Here is a 16,590-nt window from a genome sequence, read left to right on the forward strand (position 1 = left end):
GGCCCAGCTTAGGCTGTCGGTTATGCCGATGTATTCGCAGCACCCTTCCCCCGGCCTGCCCGACGACCCTTACCACGGGCCGGGCGGCCCCGTCCCCCGGCAGGCCAACCCGAGCTGGATGGGACAGGTGCAGCCGCAGCACTACCAGGCCGCGCCGGGCCACCAGGGCCAGCCGCTGGCTGCCGTGGTGCCGATGCAGGCGCAGGGGGCGGTGCTGCAGGCATCCCGCACGCGCAGCGGGCTGGTGGGCCTGGCGGTGGCCGGTGGCATCCTGGCTTTCCTGAGCCTTTTCCTGGTGGTGCCGTTCCTGTTGTCCAACACCGGCGTCGCCGGGTTCGTGATTGGCTTCCTGGCCTCGCTCATTCCGTTGACGGTGGTCCTGGCGGCGGTGCACATCATCGACCGGTGGGAACCGGAACCCAAGCGGCTGCTGTTTTTCGCTTTCATATGGGGCGCGGCGGTATCCGTTGCCGTGACCCTGCTCATCCAGCCGTTCTTCGTGATCGCCTTCCAGTTCAGCGGTGAACCTGACCTGCAGACCTACATGGCCACCGTGCAGGCCCCCATCGTCGAGGAGTTCGCCAAGTCGTTGGGCCTGCTGATCCTCCTGCTCGCGGCGCGGCGGCAATTCGATGGACCGGTGGACGGTGTGGTGTTCGCCTTCACCATCGCCGGCGGGTTCGCGTTCACCGAAAACATCCTCTACTTTGGCCGGGCCGTCGCGGAGTCGGCGTCCCCGGCCAGCGACTTCGCCCAGATTTTCTTCCTCCGCGGCGTCATGTCCCCGTTCGCCCACGCGATTTTCACCGGCACCACCGGCCTTGTCATGGGCTTTGCCGCGAGGCGGTTGCACACGGGCGCGTCGATCGGGGCCTTCTTTGTGGGGCTGCTGCCGGCCATGTTCCTGCACAACCGGTGGAACAGCATGGGGCAGGGGTTCGTGCTGGACTACATCGTGGTCCAGGTGCCGATATTCCTCCTGGCGGTGGGCGGCATCATCTTCCTGCGGGTTGCCGAGAAACGCCTGACCCGGCAGCGCCTGCTGGAATACTCGGCGGCGGGGTGGTTCACGCCCGCCGAGGTGGAACTCCTGGCCACCCGGGCGGGGCGGCGCACAGCCCTGGCATGGGCGGCGGGCTCAGGCAGGAAGCCGCAGATGAAGCAGTTCGTGAAGACGGCCACCCAGCTTGCCAACACCCGCCAGCGGATCCTGAGTGGACGCGACGTGCCGCTGCACCAGGCGGAGGAAAGGCAGCAGCTACAGCAGATCCTCTCCCTGCGGGCAGCTGTGGCCGCCTGAACTGTTCCGCGGCAACGCAAAAGGACCCCGCCAACGGCGGGGCCCTTTGCATGTTCCTGAGGCGGAGCCTACGCGAGCAGCGAAGGCTTCAGCTGCTGCAGGCGGCCAAGAAGGCCGTTGATGAACTGGGGCGACTCGTCGGTGGACAGCGACTTTGCCAACGCAACTGCCTCGCTGACGGCTACGCCGTCGGGGACGTCGTCGTTGTAAAGAAGTTCCCAGGTGCCGATGCGCAGGATGATGCGGTCTACCGACGGCATACGCTCCAAGGTCCAGCCCTGCGAGTAGGTCTCCAGGAACTCATCGATTGCAGCCTGGTGGGACAGCACGCCTTCGACGATTTCCAGGGTGTAGGGGTTGACCACCTGGTCGGTCTTTTCCCGGCGTGCACGGAGCACGTCGAACGCCGAAACAGAGCGCTGCTCCGCTTCGAAAAGAACATCCAGTGCCCTGTTGCGGGCTTTACCGCGGGCGCTCACTACTCAGTGACCCGGCCCAGGTAGCTGCCGTCGCGGGTGTCCACCTTGACCTTGGTGTTGTTTTCGATGAACAGCGGAACCTGGATCTCGTAGCCGGTTTCCAGGGTGGCCGGCTTGGTGCCTGCCGAGGAGCGGTCGCCCTGCAGGCCCGGCTCGGTGTAGGTGATTTCCAGGACAACGCTCGGCGGCAGCTCGATGTAAAGGGGGGTGCCGTCGTGGATGGCGATGTTGACCATCTGGTTTTCAAGCATGAAGTTGGTGGCGTCGCCAACGGTGGCGCCGGAGACCGTGATCTGGTCGTAGTCGGAGGTGTCCATGAAAACGAAGTCCGCGCCGTCCTGGTACAGGTACTGGTAATCGCGGCGGTCCACCGTGGCAGTCTCGATCTTGAGGCCGGCGTTGAAGGTTTTGTCAACAACCTTGCCGGACATCACGTTGCGCATCTTGGTGCGCACAAAGGCGCCGCCCTTGCCAGGCTTGACGTGCTGGAATTCGATGATGTTCCAGAGCTGGCCCTCGAGCTTCAGGACCGTTCCGTTCTTAATGTCATTAGTGGTTGCCACTGGGTTCCTCTGGTTTCTTTGTCCGGCCGCGCGGGCCGGATGCTGTATGCCGGGCGGGCACGCCACAACGGCCCGCCTGCACGTGTTTGTCAAAAATCGCGTGGATGCAAAAATTCCACAACCATTCTACCGGTAAATAGCGGGCAGCCTCTCCGCAGCCGCTGCCTGCCGCTTCAGCAGGCGAGATCCAGGACGTCCCGGGCCCGCTGGAGCGCGACGGTTGAAGAGTAGATTTGGGCGGCGTCGGCCGATTGAGCCACCCTCAGGTCCAGGGCTTTGGAGAAAGACTCCACCGCCGCCGATGTTTGTCCGGCCGCGTACTGCGTCCTGCCCAGGTACTGGAGGGCCAGCGCTTCCCGGGGCGTGCCGTGCACCTCCGCGAGGAGCTGGCGGAACAAATCGATGGCGCGGTCGAGGCGGTGGGAGACGCTCAGCACCTCGGCTTCGAACACCCGCAAGCGGAACGACTCCGGGTCCTTGAACCGTGCCTCGGCCAGCAGCTCAGCCGCCTCGGATGCGTGCCCTTCCACCAGCAGCACGAAGATGTGATCGGCAGGATCAGCTGAGGCCGCCAGGGCTTCCCGGACGGCGTCTTCGTTGACGACCTGGGGCCGGAGTGAGTCCGGGTTGATGCGGATTCCCGGGAACCCGGCCTCGGGCCAGTCGGTGGTGCCGCTCATGTCGCCCTGCATCAGGAAGCAATTTCCTGGTAGGCCGCAAAGAGCAGCGAGGTGTCCGGCACGTCAAGGATGCCCGGCTTTCCAATACCGTCCAGCACGACGAAGCGCAGGAGGTCGCCGCGGGACTTCTTGTCGCGGCGCATCCCGTCCAGCAGGCCCTGCCACCGGTCCCGCCGGTAGGTGACCGGCAGGCCGAGGCCGTCCAGGATGCGCCGGTGCCTGTCGGCGTCGGCATCGCTGAGCCGCCCGACGCTGCGCGCTAGTTCGGCTGCGAACATCATGCCCACGGAGACGGCCGCGCCGTGGCGCCACGAGTAGCGTTCCACCAGCTCGATGGCGTGGCCCAGGGTGTGTCCGTAATTCAGGATCTCCCGCAGTCCGGACTCTTTGAGGTCCTCGGAAACCACTTTCGCCTTCACGGCGATGGCCCGCTCGATCAGTTCACGAAGGGCGTCTGAGCGGGGGTCCACCACTGCGGCGGGGTCCTTTTCCACCAGGTCCAGGATGGCGGGGTCGGCGATGAAGCCGCACTTGATGACCTCCGCCAGGCCGGAAATGATCTCGTTTTTCGGCAGGGTGTCCAGGGTGTCCAGGTCCGCCAGGACGGCAGCGGGTGGGTGGAAGGCACCTACGAGGTTCTTTCCCTCGGCGGTGTTAATGCCGGTCTTGCCCCCGACGGAGGCATCAACCATGCCGAGCAGGCTGGTGGGCATGTGGATCACCTTGACGCCCCGCAGCCAGGTGGCGGCGACAAAGCCGGCGAGGTCCGTGACGGCCCCGCCGCCCACGGCAACGATCGCGTCCGAGCGGGTGAAGTCGTTCTGGCCCAGAACCTGCCAGCAGAAGGCAGCCACCTGGATGTGCTTGCCTTCTTCGGCGTCGGGGATTTCCGCAGTCAGGGACGTGAAGCCGGCTTCTGCGAGTTCATCACGGACGGTGTCGCCGGTAAGGCGCAGGGCGCGGGGGTGGATCACCAGGACCCGGCGGACACGCTCTCCGAGGAGGGCGGGAAGGTCACCAAGAAGGCCGCGGCCGACGACGACGCCGTAGTTGTTGCCGGCGCCCTCGCCGGTGACGTTGATGACTGATGATTGCGTGTTCACTTTTCAACTTCCTGTTTGGCAGCTGCATGGTGGCGCAGGGCTGCTTCCAGCCGGCCGCCGAGTTCGGGTATGGAACCGTGGCGGACGTCCAGGGTGATGTCGGCCAGCCTCTCGTAGACCGGCCTGCGGGTGGCGAACATGGCCTTCCAGCGGCCCATGGCGTCGCCGGCAAGGAGCGGGCGGCCTGAGTTCCGGGCAATCCTGTCCGCCACGGTATCGGAATCGCATTCGAGGTACACGACGGTGCAGCGGCCAATGAGCTGCTGGGTTCCGGAGTCGAGTACCGCGCCGCCGCCGAGGGAAATGACGGTGGGCGTCCCGTCGGCCTCCTCAACTGCATCGGCTACTGTCCGGGCCTCAATTTCCCGGAACGCGTGCTCCCCGCGCCCCGCGAAGATTTCGGCAATCGATCCGTGACCCGCGACGATGACGGCGTCCGTATCCACAAACCGGACGCCAAGCTGTTGTGCCAGCTGCTGGCCGATGGCCGACTTGCCCACGGCCATGGGGCCGATGAGCACAATCGGACGGTTGCCGAACGGGCCGGCACTGCTGAGGTGGAGCACTACTGGCCGATCGAGTCCAGGGATGCCGGGATGTTGTCCAGGTAACCCTTGATGTTGCGGGCGGTCTCCGACACCGAGTCACCGCCGAACTTCTCAATGACGGCTTCGGCAAGGACCAGGGCCACCATGGCCTCGGCCACCACGCCGGCGGCCGGGACGGCACAGACGTCCGACCGCTGGTGGTGCGCCTTGGCCGGCTCGCCGGTGCTGACGTCGATGGTCCGCAAAGCGCGGGGCACGGTGGCTATGGGCTTCATGGCGGCCCGGACCCGGAGGACATCGCCGATGCTCATGCCGCCTTCGATGCCGCCGGCGCGGTTGCTGGCACGCACGATGCGGCCTTCGCCGTCGCGCACAATTTCGTCGTGCGCTGCAGAACCACGGCGGGCCGCGGTGAGGAAGCCGTCGCCGACCTCCACTCCCTTGATGGCCTGGATGCCCATGAGTGCGGCGGCCAGCCTGGCGTCCAGCCGGCGGTCCCAGTGCACGTAGCTGCCCAGTCCGGGCGGGAGTCCGTAGGCCAGGACTTCCACCACTCCGCCGAGCGTTTCGCCTTCCTTGTGCGCAGCGTCCACCTCGGCGACCATGGCGTCCGAGGTTTCGCGGTCGAAGCAGCGGAGAGGGTCAGTGTCCAGGGCGATGACGTCCCCGGGCACGGGCAGCGGTCGGCCTTCCGGCACGGTCACGCTGGCGATGGAAACGGTGTGGCTGACCAGTTCGATGCCGAGGTGCTTGAGGAACTGCGCAGCCACGGTGCCCAGCGCAACGCGGGTGGCGGTTTCCCGGGCACTTGCGCGCTCCAGGACCGGGCGGGCTTCGTCAAAGCCGTATTTCTGCATGCCGGTGAAATCCGCGTGCCCGGGGCGGGGACGGGTCAGCGGCGCGTTGCGGGCCTGGTCCGCGAGGAGTTCGGCGTCCACAGGATCGGCGGACATGATCTGCTCCCATTTGGGCCACTCGGTGTTTCCCACCTGGATGGCAACAGGACCGCCCTGCGTGCGGCCGTGCCGGACGCCGCCGAGGATGGTGACCACGTCCTGCTCGAACTTCATCCGCGCACCGCGGCCGTAGCCAAGGCGGCGGCGGGCGAGGGAGTCTGCGATGTGGCCGCTGGTGATCTCCACACCGGCGGGGACGCCCTCAATAATTCCCATCAGAGCCGGACCATGGGATTCACCGGCAGTCAACCAACGCATAATTTCCATCCTGCCACGTAGGGCGGTCAGAACGCCCGCCGGGCAAGGCCGACTGCGTCACACATCACATCTATGACAGCTGCATTAACGTCTTCCCCGAGCCGGGTGAAGAGCCGTACCTGCTCCACGGCCTGGTACAGCAGCATTTCCAGGCCCGGCACCACGCGGCCGCCGCCGGTCTGCCAGACGGAGGCGATCAGGCTGGGCCAGGGGTCGTACGCCACGTCCAGCAGCACGCCGGGAGTGGTGGTCTTCAGGGCCGCGATTTCCGCGGCGAGTCCGTCGGCCGCGCGGGGCGGCAGCGTGGAAATCACGACGTCGGCTTCCGCGGTTGCGCGGGCGGCACCGGCCAGTGGGCGGATCTCCAGGGAGATACCAAGGCTGTCCGCAGCCCGGCGCACCTCACCCGTCCGGGACGCGTCGCGGACGAACACCTGCACTGTTCCGGTTCCCATGTCCTTCAGGGCAGCCACGGCTGAGGCAGCAGTCCCTCCCCCGCCCAGGACAACGGCGGATGGGGCTGCGGCAGTGCCGGCATGGCGGAGCGCGTTGACGATGCCCGTGACGTCCGTGTTGGAGCCCACCGTCCTCACGCCGCCGTCGGAGTCCTCGAAAGTGACCGTGTTGACCACACCAAGGGTCCGGGCCACGCCCCGTACCTCATCAACCTGCGAGAGCACTGCCGTTTTCAAGGGCATGGTGACGGACAGCCCCCGCCACCCGGGCTGGTTCCGGATCTGCCGCATGAAAGACGGCAGCAGCTCCTCCGTCACGTCGATCGCCGTGTAGCTGATGCCGGCCCCCAACTGCCCGTAAGCCGACAGGTGCAGCGCAGGGGACTTTGAATGGCTGATCGGGTGGCCCAGGACGGCAGCACGCAGGCTCATGTGCAGCGGCCAGGGTTGGCCTGGCACCACGCGTTGTACTGCTCCACGTAGGTGTTGTGTTCAGCCAGCGTCTTGGCGAACTTGGTTTCCTTGGTGTCCAGGTTCACGGTCACCCAGAACAGGTAGTCATTGGCTTTGGGCTTGGCCGCTGCATCGATCGCGGTCTTGCCGGGAGACCCGATGGGTCCCGGTGGCAGGCCCGGGTTCGCGTACGTGTTGTAGGGGTTCGACTTGTCCTTGCGTTGCTCATCCGTGAAGTTGAAGCTCCTGGTGCCCAGGCCGTAGGTGACGGTGGAGTCGACCTGCAGGAAGCCGCCGGTCTGGTCGTTGGGCTTGAGCCTGTTGTAGATGGCGCCGGCCACGTCGCCGTAGTCTGCCTGGCCGCCCTCGGCCTGGACGATGCTGGCCACCGTGACGGCTTCATACTGCTTGGCGGGGTCGGTAATACCCTGCGCTACCAGTTCATCGGTGGTGGCTTTCACCAGCGCCTGCAGTATGTCCTTGGGAGCCGTTCCCAGGGGGAAGCGGTACTCGCCGGGCGCAAGGTAGCCTTCGAGGTTCTTGGCGTTGGCGGGCAGGCCGAACTGTGCCGGCTGGTTGCTCAACGCCTGGAGCTGCTGCATTGAGATCCCGGAGCCCTCGGAAATGGCCTGCAGGGACTCGCCGATACGAAGGCCTGCGCTCAAGGCGAAGTAAATGACCTTGGTCTTGTCCTTGCCGAGCAGGACATTCACTGCGTCGGCGTTCTTCATCTCGGTCTTGAAAGTGTAATCACCCGGCGACAGCGTTCCACCGGAAGCGTGGAACGCCTGCAGGAAGGTATCCGCGTTGGCAACAACGCGCTGGCTTTCCAGTTCGGTGGCAACAGACCGGGTTCCTTCGCCGCTCTGTACCGTCACCTGGACCTCTCCTGTTCCAGGCCCTGGGAAATCCGACGGCTTGCTGCCGCCGAGGAGGGGCTTGAGGAACTGCGCACCCACGGCCACTGCTGTCACGAAGACAGCCAGCGTCAGGAAAAGGGCCAACAGGCGGCGGCGACGGCGGACCTTCTTCGAGGGCCGTTTCACTTCCTGCGTTGCCGACCCCGCCGGAAGCAGTCCGTGGACCGCGTCGTGGTGGGGGACGTCTTCGTGTGCGTCGTCGTGGTAGCCGGCCGCGTCGTATGCGTGGTCGCCGTGCACCTCATCCGGGAAGTCGTGCGCAGGGACGTCATGCTGCAGGCCGTCATCGTGGTGCAGGTTGTCTCCATGCTGCAGGCCGTCGTCATGGGCCTCTGCAGCGTGGTGCGGGACGGGCTCGTGGTGGGCAGCATCAAGCCGGGGCCCGTTTGCGTCCTGCAGGACGTCGAAGGGGTGTGCGCCGTCGTCGTGCCCGGAGACAACCGGCAGGGATTCTGCAGCGTCCCCAGTGCCGGTGGCAGCGGCGTCAGGCTGTTCTTCCTGAATGGACGGCGGGACTTCCGGTGCCGCCGGAACATCACCGGCCCCGGGAAGCGGAGCGTAGGTGGATTCGGCTGCCGGGGACGGGGCTGCGGGCGGGGCCTCGGGGGCCGGCGGAACATCGAGCGTCTCGTAGGCCTGCGGGGGCACGGCATCCTGGCCAGCGGTATTAAGGCTCTTCTCCCGCGCCCGCAGTTCCTTGCGGGTCAGCGGCCTCGCTGCCCCCGTGCCCAGCGGGCTGGAGGTGTCGTCAATGTTGGCAGGGCTCACTGTTGCCTTCCATTATCTGAAGATCGGGCCGTGTCTGCGGAGGTGGCGCGGACGGATTCGTCCAGGCCCCCGGCCCCCAGGTCCACGGACGGGGATGGCGCTGTCACGCGTGAGCCGACATCCGCTCCCCTGGCTTTCTGCATGTCGATGGCGTGCTGAAGAATACCGGCCGCCGCGACCTGATCAACTACTTTACGGTGGTCCCTGCTGCTCATGCCAGCTTCGTGGAGGTTCCGGTGGGCCGTGACACTGCTCAGCCGCTCATCCACCAGGTTGACCGGGACTGCCAGTCCGCGGCTGGAAAACTCGGCAACCAGCAACTGGGCGTAGTCCGTGGCCATCCTCGCAGAGGCGTGTTCTTCACCCTTCAGGGTCCGGGGCAGTCCCACAAAAACCTGCACCGCCCCGAGTTCCTCCGCCAGCCTGGCAATGACGCGCACGTCTGAGTTCTTCTTGGGATTCCGGTCCAGGGTCTTGTAGGGCGTGGCAAGGATGGAGTCCCGGTCACAGATCGCCACCCCTACCCGGACCGTGCCGACGTCCACCCCCAGTTTGACGCCCTGGGGGCAGCCGCCAACAGCAACAGGATTGGTCATGGCGGGATTAGCGCCTGGAGATGGCGTCGACGACGGCTGCCAGGGCGGCGCCGACCTTGCCGGCGTCCGTGCCGCCGCCCTGGGCAACGTCATCCTTACCGCCGCCACCACCGCCGAGGACACCGGCGGCGACGCGCACCAGCGCTCCGGCCTTGACGCCGGCTTCCCGGGCGGCCTCGTTGGTGGCCACCAGGATCAGGGGGCGGTCGTTGGCGACGCCGGCGACGGCCACCGCAGCAGCCTCGGAGCCCAGCCGGTTTCGCAGGTCCAGGGCCAGTCCGCGCAGGTCGTCCGCACCGCTGACGGTGCCGGCGTCGTGGGCCACCACCCGGACACCTGCGGCATCCTGGGCGGTGTTGACCAGCTGCGCGGCGGCAGCGGCCAGCTGCTCCTTGCGCAGCCGGTCCAGTTCCTTCTCCGTGGCCTTCAGCTTGGCCAGGGTGGCGGAAATCCGGTCGGCGAGCTGGCCGGACGGGACCTTCAGCAGGTCCGTCAGCTCCGTCACCAACGCGCGCTCGGCGGCGAGGTGGCGGAAGGCCTCCATGCCCACGAACGCTTCAACGCGGCGGTTGCCCGAACCGACGGACTGCTCGCCAAGGAGGGACAGGCTGCCGATGAGCGAAGTGTTGGCAACATGGGTGCCGCCGCACAGTTCGCGTGACCATGCGCCGTCGATCTCCACCACGCGCACTTCGCTGCCGTAGTTCTCGCCGAACAGCGCCATGGCACCCATGGCCTTGGCCTCGGCAAGGCCCATGATCTTCGTATCCACCGCGTAGTTGTTGCGGATGGCCAGGTTGGAGACCTCTTCGATCTCGGACCGGGTTGCAGTGCTCAGTCCTTCACCCCACGCGAAGTCAAAGCGCAGGTATCCGGCCTTGTTGAATGATCCACGCTGGGTGGCTTCCGGCCCGAGGATCTGGTGCAGGGCAGCGTGCACGATGTGCGTGCCCGTGTGCGCCTGCTCCGCGGCGTGCCGGCGTTCACGGTCGACGGCGGCGCGCACCAGGGAGTCTGCGCCGATTTCGCCTTCGCGGACAATCGCCTTGTGGACGCTCAGGCCCTTGATGGGGCGCTGGACGTCCAGGACCTCGACGACGAATCCGTCGCCGGTGATGAGGCCGGTGTCGGCGGCCTGGCCGCCGGCTTCGGCGTAGAACGGGGTTTCTGCCAGCACGAGTTCGATCTCGTCGCCGGTGGCTGCCTGCTGGACCTGGCGGCCTGCGCTGAGCAGGCCGCGGACGCGGGACTCGCCCTCGAGCTCCGTGTAGCCCGTGAAGACGGTCTCGCCCTGGCCCAGGAGCTCCTGGAAGACGCTGACGTCGGCGTGGCCGCCCTTCTTGCCCTTGGCATCTGCCTGGGCGCGCTGGCGCTGTTCCTGCATGAGGCTGCGGAACGCCGCCTCATCAACCTTCAACCCGGCCTCTTCGGCCATCTCGAGCGTGAGGTCGATGGGGAAACCGTAGGTGTCATGCAGGGTGAAGGCGTCCTCGCCGGACAGCGGCTTGTTGGCGGCCTTGGATTCCTTGACCGCGTCCTCCAGCCGGGCGGTGCCGGATGCGATGGTGCGCAGGAACGCCTTCTCCTCGGCGTAGGCGATGCGGCTGATCCGCGCGAAGTCGGTCTCCACCACGGGGTACACGCCCTTCATGGCGTCGCGGGAAGCCGGCAGCAGCTCAGGCAGGCAGGCCTGCTCGACGCCCAGCAGGCGCATGGAACGCACGGCACGGCGGATCAGGCGGCGCAGGACGTAGCCGCGGCCTTCGTTGGAGGGGGTGACGCCGTCGGAGATCAGCATCAGGGCAGAGCGGATGTGGTCGGCCACAACGCGCATGCGGACGTCGTCAGTGTGGTGGGGATCCTCAGGAGTCTCTGCGGAGGTGTATTCCTTGCCGGACAGTTCAGCGGCCTTGTCGATGACCGGACGGACCTGGTCGGTCTCGTACATGTTCTCGACGCCCTGCAGGATCATGGCGAGGCGTTCCATGCCCAGTCCGGTGTCGATGTTCTTCTTGGGGAGCTCCCCCACAATGTCGAAGTCGACCTTGGAGCGCACGTTTTCGATCTGGTACTGCATGAAAACGAGGTTCCAGATTTCGATGTAGCGGGTCTCGTCAGCCAGCGGGCCACCTTCGACGCCGTAGGCGGGGCCGCGGTCGTAGTAGATCTCTGAGCAGGGACCGGCGGGGCCGGGCTGGCCCGTTGACCAGTAGTTGTCCGACTTGCCCATGCGCTGGATGCGTTCAGCGGGGACGCCGGTGTTCTTGAGCCAGAGTTCCTCGGCTTCGTCGTCCTCCTCGTAGACCGTCACCCACAGCCGCTCGGGCGCAAGGCCGTAGCCGCCGTCGTCAACGCTGGTGGTGAGCAGCTCCCAGGCGAACTTGATGGCGTCTTCCTTGAAGTAGTCGCCAAAGGAGAAGTTGCCGCACATCTGGAAGAACGTGCCGTGGCGCGCGGTCTTGCCCACTTCCTCGATGTCGCCGGTGCGGATGCACTTCTGCACGCTGGTGGCACGGGAGTAGGGCGGTTCCTCGCGGGCGGTGAGGTAGGGAATGAACGGGACCATGCCGGCCACCGTGAACAGCAGCGAGGGGTCGCTGGAGACCAGCGACGCGGAGGGAACCGCGGTGTGGCCCTTGCTGACAAAAAAGTCCACCCAGCGCTTTGTGATCTCCTGCGACTTCATGAGCTGTTTTCTTACCCTTCTTGGTCCGCGCCGATGGGGCACGGATATTTCGTTCAGGTGGCGGGTTTCCGGATCGGATCCCTGCCGGTTGTTGACTGGCTGCCGGTGACGGGCCCCGCGGGCCTAGCGGCGAACCACTTCCGCGGACTCGATGCCGAGCGCGGTCCTCAGGTCGGTTTCCCGTTCGTGCATTCCTGCCCGGACGGCGTCGGCGAAGTCGTACACACCGTCGGCAAGCCGGCCCACAGCACGGTTGAGGCCCTCGGGCCCAAGGCTGGACTGGGCCTGGTTGATTTTGCGGAAGGCGATGACGCCAATGGCCACGCCGATTCCCATCCACACAATTCTTTTCATCGTCTTCTTTTCGAATCTAGCGGCTGCGGCGCCCGGCAGCGGGCTTCCGGCGGTTGGCGAAAGCACTGCGCACGCCGTAGCTGAACGCGGCAACCTTGATCAGCGGGGAACCCACCGTGGCGGCAACCAGCGATGACAGGGCGGAGATGTTTGCGGAAGCGTCCGAAACGTTCGACGAGATGCCGTCCACCTTCTTCAACTGCTGGTTGGTGGTGGAAACGGTGGCGGTGACCTCATCCATGAGGGGGGTGGCGCCGTCGCTCAGGGACCTGATGGTGGTGCGTACCTCATCGAAGACCTTCCCCAGTTTCAGGATGGGGACCGCAAGCAGCAGGACCAGGAGTGCAAAAACCCCGGCAGCGATCAGGCCGGCAATATCGCCACCAGTCATAGACGTTCATCTCCTCGAAATTCCGTGGGTGGGTTCAGTCCTGCGCACGCCCGGAAGGGCGGAACGCAGATGTCCCCCAAGTACCTTACATACAAAGAAGCCCGCGGCGCTTGCCACGGGCTTCTTTGGATACGCTGCTGGGATTTAGCGTGCGTAGAATTCGACGACGAGCTGCTCTTCGCAGGTCACCGGGATTTCCGAACGCTTGGGGCGGCGGACCAGGCGTGCCTGCAGGGCCTCCAGCTTGACGTCCAGGTAGGCCGGAACGGCAGGCAGGACGTCGCGGTGGCCACCTGCTGCGGCAACCTGGAGCGGAACCATGGTTTCGCTGCGGGTGTGGACGTGGACCAGCTGGCCCTCGCCGACGCGGAACGACGGGCGGTCAACGCGGATGCCGTCAACCATGATGTGGCGGTGCACAACCAGCTGGCGGGCCTGGGCGATGGTGCGGGCAAAGCCGGCACGCAGGACCAGGGCGTCCAGGCGCATTTCGAGCAGTTCGATGAGGTTTTCACCGGTCAGGCCCTTGGTGCGGCGGGCCTCTTCGAAGGCACGGGTCATCTGTGCTTCGCGGATGCCGTACTGGGCGCGCAGGCGCTGCTTTTCGCGCAGACGAACGGCGTAGTCGGAGTCCTGCTTCTTGCGGGCACGGCCATGCTCACCGGGGCCGTACGGGCGGCGCTCCATGTACTTGGCGGCCTTGGGGGTCAGAGCAATGCCGAGGGACCGCGAGAGGCGGGCCTGACGGCGAGCACGAGTGTTGTTAGCCACTTGTGTCCTTCCAATATCTGCGGTGTGTCAGTGTTACTGGCCTCCATCATGGAGAGCATCGGCCAACCGCTGCCTTTTGCTACTGGGCGCAGGGCATAACCTGTCCAACGAAAATTGGGGAGATTGTGCGCCGGCGCCTTGCCAGACAAGGATTCAGCTTACCACGTGGTTACTTGCCCCGGACAATCTTCCGCAGCCGCTCAAGCCGCTGGGCAATATCCCGTTCGGCACCGTTGCCGGTTGGCTGGTAGTAGTCCCGGCCCACCAGGTCATCCGGCGGATACTGCTGCGCCGCCACTCCGTGCGGCGCATCGTGTGCGTACTTGTAGCCCACACCGTGGCCAAGCTGCTTGGACCCGGGATAGTGGGCATCGCGCAGGTGGGCGGGTATGCCCACGCCGAGTCCCGCACGGACGTCCGCGATCGCCTTGTTGATACCCATGTAGGCGGCGTTCGACTTCGGCGCCGTGGCGAGGTGGACCACGGCCTCGGCCAGGATGATCCGCCCTTCGGGCATGCCGATGAGCTGCACCGCCTGCGCGGCGGCGACGGCGGTCTGGAGCGCCGTGGGGTCTGCCATGCCCACATCCTCAGCGGCGGAGATGACAATCCGGCGGGCTACGAACCGCGGGTCCTCCCCCGCTTCGAGCATCCGTGCAAGGTAGTGGAGGGCCGCGTCCACGTCCGAACCCCTGATGGACTTGATGAACGCGCTGGCAACGTCGTAGTGCTGGTCGCCCGCGCGGTCATAGCGGACGGCGGCGGCGTCCAGGGCGCGCTCGGTGTGGCGCAATTCCACGGTGACCGGGGCGTCGGGTGCCTCTTCCTCCCCCACCGGACGCCCGACGTCGTCCGCGTCACCGAAAGCGACGCCGGCCGCAGCCTCAAGCGCTGTCAGCGCCCTGCGCGCATCCCCGCCGGACAGCCGGACCAGGTGTTCCAGCGCGTCGTCGCTGAGCCTGACGCTGCCGCCCAGCCCGCGCGGGTCCTCCACGGCCCGCAGCAACAGTCCCTCGATGTCCGCGTCGGTCAGGGGCCTCAGCGTGAGGAGCAGGGAGCGGGACAACAGGGGCGAGACCACCGAGAACGACGGGTTTTCCGTGGTGGCGGCCACCAGGACCACCCAGCGGTTTTCGACGCCGGGCAGCAGCGCGTCCTGCTGGGCCTTGTTGAAGCGGTGGATCTCGTCCAGGAACAACACTGTGGTGGTTTTGTACAGATCCCGCGCCGTCAGGGCATCGTCCATGACGCGGCGGACATCCTTGACGCCGGCAGTGATGGCGGACAGCTCCACGAACTTCCGGCCCGGTCCACGGGCAATGACGTGCGCCAGGGTGGTCTTCCCGGTACCGGGAGGCCCCCAGAGGATCAGGGAGCTGGGACCGGCGGGACCGGCGGCGTCGGCGCCTGCTCCGGCTGCCAGCTGGCGCAGCGGCGAACCCTGGCCGAGCAGGTGCTGCTGGCCCACCACCTCGTCAAGGGTGCGGGGACGCATGCGGACGGCAAGGGGGCTTCGCGGCGAACCCTGTCCCCGCGCACCCTGTCCGCGGGAACCGGCGCCAGTCCCTGCATCGGAACGGTCGTCGTCGTCGTTTTCCGGCCCGTTCCCGAAGAGATCATCCACATAGATAGGCTACTTCCAGTCCAGCACCTGTTTTTCCCGGCCTTCCCGCCGGCCCCCTGACACCGGAGGAACCGCCATGCCCGCCCCAGGTTCGCCCGGCACCCCGCCCCCGGTCCGGACGGCATTCGTCTCCGGTGCCCGGCTGGCCGGCTGGGCGGAACGCTTCGGCGCCTCCCACGGCGGTTACCGGATGCAGGATGACGACGACGGCCTCCGCCTGGTGGCAGGCGACGGCGCGGAAGCACTCCTGCAGCCGCCCTGGCCGGCAGACGGCCGCCCCGGACGCGGCGCCGGACCCCTGGAACGGCTGGTTGCCCTTGCATCGCAGCCGCGCCGGCTGGGACTGCTGCTGGTACGGCGCGGCGGTTACGGCGTCGGGGTGGCAAGCGAAGGCGTGTTGCTTGCAGCGAAGGCCGGCACCGGGTACGTGCAGTCCCGCACCGCCGCCGGGGGCCAGTCCCAGCAACGGTTTGCCCGGCGCCGTTCCAACCAGGCGGACGCGTTGGTAGCGGCGGTGGCGGAGCAGGCAAGGCTGGTTTTCGCCGGCCACGCCTTCGAATACATAGTTCCGGGCGGTGACAGGGCACTGGCCGACCTGGTCCTTCAAGAACCCCTGCTGCGTGACTACGCGCGCCTGCCGCGCCTTGCCTACCTGGATGTGGTTGAGCCCCGGGCCGCCGTGTTGAAGAAGGCGGCGGCGGACGCCTGTTCGGTGCGGATCACGGTGACGGATGCCTAGTGCGGCGGAAGTCCGGTTTCGACGGGCCCAACCAACTGCTGTCAGTCAGCAGCCGGTGAGCGCACGCCGGGGCCGTTCCTGGCGGTAGAGGTAGCGGGCCGTTTCGCGGAACCCGGCTTTCGCATACAGCGTTTGAGCGCCATGGTTCGCCGCTGTTACCAGCAGCCAGAAGCCTGCGGCTCCATGCTCCCTGCCGGCCTGCAGCAGGGCCTGCAGGATTGCTCCCGCGAAGCCCTGCCGGCGTGCTTCCGGCAGGGTGGCCATGCAGTACAGGCCGGCCTGGTTGCTCCCGGCGGGAAGGGCAAGGCGCCCGACGGCGGCGGCCCGGCCTTCGCTGTCCCGCACCAGGGCATACAGGGACGGACAGCCCCGGAGGATCTTTTCGGCGACGGCCAGGGAGTCCGCCCCGCCACGGCCGTCCACCTGCCACCAAACCTGCAGCCACTCCTGCGATGGTTCCGTGGAGAGTTGCACGGCCGGCGTGGCGCCTGCGGGAACCGGGATGTCCGTGGCGCTGCGTGTCATAACGAAAGTCTCGGACTGGCTGGTGAAGCCCTCGGCGTCCAGCAGCCGGTGGAGTGCGGATGCTGCTGGAGTGTCGAAAAGCTGGAAGATGACCGGCAGCCGCCGGCTGCGGTACCAGGACCGCGTCTCGCGCAGCAGGGCGGTAAGCGCCTGCTGTGAATGACCGGAAGGGTCACGCGGCCAGACCGAGTTGGCCCGCTGGGTGACGCCTTCCGCCGCCCTGAGTATCCAGCCGCCTGCCGCTTGCTTTTCCAGGGCCGGCCACGCAGCATCCATGGCGCTTTCGAGGTCCACGGCCATGGGCTGGATGGGGCTCTCGGTGGACACGGGCTTCTCCTTCACGAACGGCTGTAAACGGCAGGAGGTCCCCCGGCGGACCGGGGAACCTCCATGAGTACGGCCTGTGGCCGCGCTCTGTGTG

At 66.8% G+C, this 16,590-nt stretch carries 17 protein-coding genes; 2 read left to right on the plus strand and 15 right to left on the minus strand.

The features are described from left to right. The first annotated feature begins 22 nt into the window (after positions 1 to 22). A complete protein-coding gene (locus VXJ37_RS08350) occupies positions 23 to 1,300 on the plus strand; it encodes a PrsW family intramembrane metalloprotease (protein WP_331322580.1) in 1,278 nt (425 codons plus the stop codon). Between the two features lie 68 nt (positions 1,301 to 1,368). On the opposite strand, the gene nusB is transcribed toward VXJ37_RS08350, so the two are convergent. The 14 genes from nusB to VXJ37_RS08420 all read right to left on the minus strand — a co-directional run bounded on the left by nusB (position 1,369) and on the right by VXJ37_RS08420 (position 14,905). Continuing rightward, the gene (gene nusB, locus VXJ37_RS08355; protein ID WP_331322581.1) at positions 1,369 to 1,779 is read right to left on the minus strand and encodes a transcription antitermination factor NusB; all 411 of its coding nucleotides are present in this window, start codon (positions 1,777 to 1,779) and stop codon (positions 1,369 to 1,371) included. Beyond that, the gene (gene efp, locus VXJ37_RS08360) at positions 1,779 to 2,342 is read right to left on the minus strand and encodes an elongation factor P (RefSeq protein ID WP_141941547.1); all 564 of its coding nucleotides are present in this window, start codon (positions 2,340 to 2,342) and stop codon (positions 1,779 to 1,781) included. The genes nusB and efp overlap by 1 nt, the downstream gene beginning before the upstream one ends. A 173-nt stretch (positions 2,343 to 2,515) precedes the next feature. Beyond that, the gene (locus tag VXJ37_RS08365; RefSeq protein WP_331322582.1) at positions 2,516 to 3,034 is read right to left on the minus strand and encodes a tetratricopeptide repeat protein; all 519 of its coding nucleotides are present in this window, start codon (positions 3,032 to 3,034) and stop codon (positions 2,516 to 2,518) included. Further along, the gene (aroB, locus tag VXJ37_RS08370; protein ID WP_331322583.1) at positions 3,034 to 4,125 is read right to left on the minus strand and encodes a 3-dehydroquinate synthase; all 1,092 of its coding nucleotides are present in this window, start codon (positions 4,123 to 4,125) and stop codon (positions 3,034 to 3,036) included. The genes VXJ37_RS08365 and aroB overlap by 1 nt, the downstream gene beginning before the upstream one ends. After that, positions 4,122 to 4,691 carry a shikimate kinase gene (locus tag VXJ37_RS08375; protein ID WP_331322584.1) on the minus strand — a complete coding sequence of 190 codons (570 nt, stop codon included), beginning with the start codon at positions 4,689 to 4,691 and terminating at the stop codon, positions 4,122 to 4,124. Before VXJ37_RS08375 ends, aroB begins: the two co-directional genes overlap by 4 nt. Continuing rightward, positions 4,691 to 5,890, minus strand: a complete 1,200-nt coding sequence (aroC, locus tag VXJ37_RS08380; protein ID WP_331322753.1) for a chorismate synthase — start codon at positions 5,888 to 5,890, stop codon at positions 4,691 to 4,693. The genes VXJ37_RS08375 and aroC overlap by 1 nt, the downstream gene beginning before the upstream one ends. 23 nt (positions 5,891 to 5,913) lie before the next feature. Next, positions 5,914 to 6,774, minus strand: coding sequence for a shikimate dehydrogenase (locus VXJ37_RS08385; RefSeq protein ID WP_331322585.1), 861 nt, complete (start codon positions 6,772 to 6,774; stop codon positions 5,914 to 5,916). After that, the gene (gene mltG, locus VXJ37_RS08390; protein WP_331322586.1) at positions 6,771 to 8,483 is read right to left on the minus strand and encodes an endolytic transglycosylase MltG; all 1,713 of its coding nucleotides are present in this window, start codon (positions 8,481 to 8,483) and stop codon (positions 6,771 to 6,773) included. The genes VXJ37_RS08385 and mltG overlap by 4 nt, the downstream gene beginning before the upstream one ends. Next, positions 8,480 to 9,079, minus strand: a complete 600-nt coding sequence (ruvX, locus tag VXJ37_RS08395) for a Holliday junction resolvase RuvX (protein WP_331322587.1) — start codon at positions 9,077 to 9,079, stop codon at positions 8,480 to 8,482. Before ruvX ends, mltG begins: the two co-directional genes overlap by 4 nt. A 7-nt stretch (positions 9,080 to 9,086) precedes the next feature. Further along, positions 9,087 to 11,765 carry an alanine--tRNA ligase gene (gene alaS / locus VXJ37_RS08400; protein ID WP_331322588.1) on the minus strand — a complete coding sequence of 893 codons (2,679 nt, stop codon included), beginning with the start codon at positions 11,763 to 11,765 and terminating at the stop codon, positions 9,087 to 9,089. 123 nt (positions 11,766 to 11,888) lie between these two features. Next, a complete protein-coding gene (locus VXJ37_RS08405) occupies positions 11,889 to 12,119 on the minus strand; it encodes a DUF6167 family protein (RefSeq protein ID WP_331322590.1) in 231 nt (76 codons plus the stop codon). 16 nt (positions 12,120 to 12,135) lie between these two features. Beyond that, complete coding sequence (locus VXJ37_RS08410; protein WP_141941563.1) at positions 12,136 to 12,510, minus strand: DUF948 domain-containing protein; 375 nt, start codon at positions 12,508 to 12,510, stop codon at positions 12,136 to 12,138. Between the two features lie 144 nt (positions 12,511 to 12,654). Beyond that, entirely contained in the window at positions 12,655 to 13,281 is a 627-nt protein-coding gene (rpsD, locus tag VXJ37_RS08415) for a 30S ribosomal protein S4 (protein WP_141941565.1), read from the minus strand. Positions 13,282 to 13,450: 169 nt separating this feature from the next. Then, the gene (locus tag VXJ37_RS08420; protein ID WP_331322591.1) at positions 13,451 to 14,905 is read right to left on the minus strand and encodes a replication-associated recombination protein A; all 1,455 of its coding nucleotides are present in this window, start codon (positions 14,903 to 14,905) and stop codon (positions 13,451 to 13,453) included. Between the two features lie 76 nt (positions 14,906 to 14,981). On the opposite strand from VXJ37_RS08420, the gene VXJ37_RS08425 reads away from it, so the two are divergent. Continuing rightward, the gene (locus tag VXJ37_RS08425; protein WP_331322592.1) at positions 14,982 to 15,644 is read left to right on the plus strand and encodes an acVLRF1 family peptidyl-tRNA hydrolase; all 663 of its coding nucleotides are present in this window, start codon (positions 14,982 to 14,984) and stop codon (positions 15,642 to 15,644) included. 45 nt (positions 15,645 to 15,689) lie between these two features. Here the strand turns inward: VXJ37_RS08425 and VXJ37_RS08430 are convergent, their stop codons facing one another. Continuing rightward, positions 15,690 to 16,469, minus strand: coding sequence for a GNAT family N-acetyltransferase (locus VXJ37_RS08430; RefSeq protein WP_331322754.1), 780 nt, complete (start codon positions 16,467 to 16,469; stop codon positions 15,690 to 15,692). Between the last annotated feature and the right edge of the window lie 121 nt (positions 16,470 to 16,590).

This window comes from Pseudarthrobacter phenanthrenivorans (genome assembly GCF_036455295.1).
GTDB lineage: Bacteria > Actinomycetota > Actinomycetes > Actinomycetales > Micrococcaceae > Arthrobacter > Arthrobacter phenanthrenivorans_C.

Excerpts from the sequence above, each read along its gene's own strand:
- VXJ37_RS08350 (WP_331322580.1), top strand. The coding sequence starts at position 23 with ATGCCGATGTATTCGCAGCACCCTTCCCCCGGCCTGCCCGACGACCCT.
- VXJ37_RS08365 (WP_331322582.1), bottom strand. The coding sequence starts at position 3,034 with ATGCAGGGCGACATGAGCGGCACCACCGACTGGCCCGAGGCCGGGTTC.
- VXJ37_RS08385 (WP_331322585.1), bottom strand. The coding sequence starts at position 6,774 with ATGAGCCTGCGTGCTGCCGTCCTGGGCCACCCGATCAGCCATTCAAAG.
- ruvX (WP_331322587.1), bottom strand. The coding sequence starts at position 9,079 with ATGACCAATCCTGTTGCTGTTGGCGGCTGCCCCCAGGGCGTCAAACTG.
- alaS (WP_331322588.1), bottom strand. The coding sequence starts at position 11,765 with ATGAAGTCGCAGGAGATCACAAAGCGCTGGGTGGACTTTTTTGTCAGC.
- VXJ37_RS08405 (WP_331322590.1), bottom strand. The coding sequence starts at position 12,119 with ATGAAAAGAATTGTGTGGATGGGAATCGGCGTGGCCATTGGCGTCATC.
- VXJ37_RS08410 (WP_141941563.1), bottom strand. The coding sequence starts at position 12,510 with ATGACTGGTGGCGATATTGCCGGCCTGATCGCTGCCGGGGTTTTTGCA.
- VXJ37_RS08425 (WP_331322592.1), top strand. The coding sequence starts at position 14,982 with ATGCCCGCCCCAGGTTCGCCCGGCACCCCGCCCCCGGTCCGGACGGCA.
- VXJ37_RS08430 (WP_331322754.1), bottom strand. The coding sequence starts at position 16,469 with ATGGCCGTGGACCTCGAAAGCGCCATGGATGCTGCGTGGCCGGCCCTG.